At 64.8% G+C, this 3,789-nt stretch carries 4 protein-coding genes; 2 read left to right on the top strand and 2 right to left on the bottom strand.

Translation table 11 applies throughout. The features are described from left to right. Both VEI45_RS05745 and mddA read left to right on the top strand, forming a co-directional pair. On the top strand, positions 1 to 1,293 hold a 1,293-nt coding region (locus tag VEI45_RS05745; protein WP_324851000.1), incomplete at its 5' end, for an HD domain-containing phosphohydrolase. An 83-nt stretch (positions 1,294 to 1,376) separates the two neighbouring features. Further along, a complete protein-coding gene (gene mddA, locus VEI45_RS05740; RefSeq protein ID WP_324850998.1) occupies positions 1,377 to 2,114 on the top strand; it encodes a methanethiol S-methyltransferase in 738 nt (245 codons plus the stop codon). Positions 2,115 to 2,633: 519 nt separating this feature from the next. Here the strand turns inward: mddA and VEI45_RS05735 are convergent. Both VEI45_RS05735 and VEI45_RS05730 read right to left on the bottom strand, forming a co-directional pair. Then, positions 2,634 to 3,119, bottom strand: a complete 486-nt coding sequence (locus VEI45_RS05735) for a universal stress protein (protein ID WP_324850996.1) — start codon at positions 3,117 to 3,119, stop codon at positions 2,634 to 2,636. A gap of 337 nt (positions 3,120 to 3,456) precedes the next feature. After that, on the bottom strand, positions 3,457 to 3,789 hold a 333-nt coding region (locus VEI45_RS05730), incomplete at its 5' end, for a hypothetical protein (protein ID WP_324850994.1).

Raw genomic sequence — 3,789 nt, 5'->3', positions numbered from 1 at the left:
GACTCGTATCTGGTCGACTGGAAAGGCTGGCCATACCAACGCTTTCTGCTCAACAACGTGGGCCGCGGCGAGCCATGGTGGCAGCGCCTGAAAACCATGTCAGAGTTGTACGTCAACAGCCAGGGACAATTGTCGCGGTTGATGCGCTCGCACTGCAGGTCGGCCGCGCTGCTGGCCGACCGTATGGGGTTGCCTGCCGGTGTGCAGACCGCGCTGCGCTTCACCTTCGAGCGGTACGACGGCGGCGGCCAGCCGGCCGGAGCATCCGGCGACGCGATCCCGATCCACACGCGCGTCGGCCAACTCGCGGACATGGCGGAAGTGCATCACCACACGTACGGTGTCGACGGCGCAATCGCGATGGCACACAGCCGCCGCGGTGGCCAGTTCGACCCTGCCGTCGTTGACGTGTTCGTCGCCCATGCCGAGGAAATTCTGGCCGACGTTCCGGACCTGTGGGACGCGGCGCTGCGGGAGGCGCCCGACCGCCACCAGCCTCTCGACGACAACTCACTTGATGCACTTCTGGTCGTGCTGGGCGACTTCGTCGACCTAAAATGCCCGTTCACACTTGGCCATTCACGCGCGACGGCCGGACTCGCGGCGGACGCCGCGGTCACCGTCGGACTGGACGCCGACACGGTGGCGTTGACGCGGCGGGCCGGACACGTGCACGACTTGGGGCGCATCGGGGTCTCGAACCAGATTTGGTCCAAATCCGGCGCGTTGACCGAGGCCGACTTCGAGCGGGTCCAGCTGCACCCGTACCTGACGGTGCGGATTCTCCGCCGAGTTCCAGGCCTGGAAGACGTGGCCCGGCTGGCCGGCAATCACCACGAAAACATCGATGGCTCGGGCTATCCGCAAGGGCTGCCCGGTTCGGCACTGACAATGCCGGACCGACTGCTCGCCGCGGCGGTCAGCTACCAATCCGCTGTCGAGCCACGGCCCTACCGCGACCCACTCGAGCCGGACGCAGCGGCTCAGCGGCTGCAAGAGCGGGTGCGCGCCGGCGCGTTGGACCCGGCCGCCGCCGAAGCGGTGCTGCACGCTGCGGGCCACCGGCCGAGACGATCGAACTCGCGCCCGGACGGACTCACCGCCCGAGAAGTCGAGGTGCTGTGCTTGGTCGCCCGCGGTGCGTCGAACAAGCAGATCGCCGAGCAGCTGGTGATCAGCGAGAAGACCGCGCGCAACCATGTCGAGCGGGCCTACACGAAAATCGGTGTGTCGAACCGGATCGGCGCCAGCATGTACGCGCTGCGGCATGGGCTTGTTGCGCCCGAGAATTGAGGCAATCGCCTCATGAGTTCGGGGTCGGCGGGGTCGAGCATCGACGCATGAACACTCGTGTATTGATCATCAGTTAGGGCAGCATGGCTTATCTGACGTTCCCTGCGGCGTTCGTTTATGCGATCGGATTCCTCGGCGACATCGGCGTGCCCCGCAGCGTCGACAACGGCATCGCCGCTCCCTTTGGCGAAGGGCTGGCGGTCAATCTGGCGCTGCTGGGGTTGTTCGCCGTGCAGCACAGCGTCATGGCGCGCCCTGGCTTCAAACGGTGGTGGACGCGGTTCGTCGCACCGTCGGTCGAGCGCAGCACCTATGTGCTGATCGCGAGTGTGGTGCTGTTCCTGGTGTTCTGGCAGTGGCGGACCATGCCCGCGGTCGTGTGGGACGTGACGTCGCCGAGCGGGCGCGCTGCCGTGTGGGCGGTGTTCTGGCTCGGCTGGGTGACTGCGTTGGCGAGCACGTTCATGATCAGCCACTTCGAACTGTTCGGTCTGCGCCAGGCCTATCTGGCGTCGCGCGGAAAGTCTCGCATCGACACCGGTTTTCGAACACCGTTGCTCTACCGGCTGATCCGTCACCCGCTGATGGTTGGGTTCGTGATGGCGTTCTGGTCGGCGCCGACGATGACCGCCGGGCATCTGCTGTTCGCAGTCGCGACCACCGCGTACATCCTGGTTGCCGTGCAACTCGAGGAGCGCGACCTCGCCGCGTCGCTGGGCACGCCCTACCGTGAGTACCGGCGCCGGGTGCCGATGTTCCTGCCGCGGCCTGGCTTCGGCTTGCGCTCGTCAGCTGACAACTCGCGTGCCGAAGTTTCGTGAGCGGTTGCCGCAGCGAAGGCTGCCGAGGTTGTAGCGGCGACAGGTTCATCGTCGGCTATGGTCGCCGACCGGAAGTTTTGGTAGCCATCGCAGAACGCACTGTAGATGAGAACCGGCGGTACATGGAAACGGCATTCGGCTCTCATGGGACGCCACTCGACCGGATACAGGCGTGGCAGCCGCACCGTAAGGCTGTTGAGTCTGAGTCGCTTCGCCGACTAACTGACTTCGCCCTGTCAACGATCCTCAACGACATACGAACCCGTTGATTGGCACGGAAACTAGTAGGTCAGCGGTGTGTCGCGAAAGCCTGCCCAGTCGCGCGAACTTTCGAACTGGCGCGTGTTGACGTGCGTCAACAGAACATCTGTCAACAGCCGCGAAAACCCAAGGCCAGCCGTGTTGACCCGTTATTCGTTTTTTCAGGTAAGCCCCGTTGTATGCGGCTTCGATTCCAGGCAGCTCCACAGAGAAGGTGCTGGTCAAAGCTTCATGCCAGGAAACGGCCGCGGCTCGAGGCTATCCGACGGTGTGGACGATGAGGATGTCTACTTTGGCTCTGCGGGCAACGGTGTCGGGCACCGAGCCCAATAGACGGCCGGCGACCGTGCCCAAACCCAAGTTGCCGACGACGAGCAAGTCCGCGTTGACCTCCTCGGCCAGATGCAGCAGCGCATTGACTGGCGCGCCGACAATCGCCTGCTCTTCGATGTCGTGGGCGCCGGCGGCCTTCGCTCGGTCGCGGGCATCCTGAAGGATCGAATATACGGACGCGCTCCCATGCATCATGTAGCCAGAGCCCCCGAGGCTGTCGGCGGCGCGGGCGTCAGTCACGCGATCGGGGGCGGGTGCTCTTGACCAGCCTCCCTTTTCCGCAGTGTCGAGATGCGCGCTCGCGATGATCAGCTTCGCATTGACTTGCGCCGCAAGCGCGCCTGCGCGGTCGACCGCACGTAACGACGACGCCGAGCCGTCCGTCCCGACGATAATTGTCCGATAGCTCATGGCGCCTCCATCAGTCGGTCAACGACGACAACAAGACATTATCGGCCCGACTTCATATTCGAAACCCATCGGGCTCATCCCGGCGCACGCGCTCCGGGAAGAAAACCGCAGCGGGCGGCTCTTTGCGGGGGGCGTCGCCAACCGCTACCCGCCCCGAGAAATCCGTCGATTCGATCGAGGGACAAGCCCTAGCGGCTGCGCTAACGCGTTTTTAGCAAATCGGGCTTCGGGTCGACCGGAGCGCTGGGCGCTTTAGTGCATACGACAGGCCAGCGGCGATCATCGACGTTGTGTGAGCAGGCCGCGGTCAGAACCGCGCGAGCCGACGCGTACACAATCAGTCGGCGGCGACGGGGAGCCCCGGGCACAGGGTGATGTAGGCGATGTCGGCGGACACCCAATCGTGCCACTGTTTGCGGCTCATGTTCGCGGCGAGCTTCTTGCATAGCATCTCTGGCGTGGCGAGGGCGGGCCACAACCGGATCGTGTGGTCTTGGGAGGCGGACGCGACGCGCTGCCCGTCCGGGGTGAACACCACACCCCACACATCGGAGTTGTGACCAGTGAACGGCTGGCTGAGGTGTTGGCCGGTGTCGGCGTTCCACAACCGCACCGTGGTATCGACGCTCCCGGAGGCCAGCCGGTGTCCGTCGGGGCTGAACTTCACGCT

This window comes from Mycobacterium sp., from assembly GCF_035623875.1.
Classification (GTDB): domain Bacteria; phylum Actinomycetota; class Actinomycetes; order Mycobacteriales; family Mycobacteriaceae; genus Mycobacterium.
The sequence above is the reverse complement of the archived record's forward strand: the minus strand, read 5'-3'. Positions and strand labels throughout refer to the sequence as shown.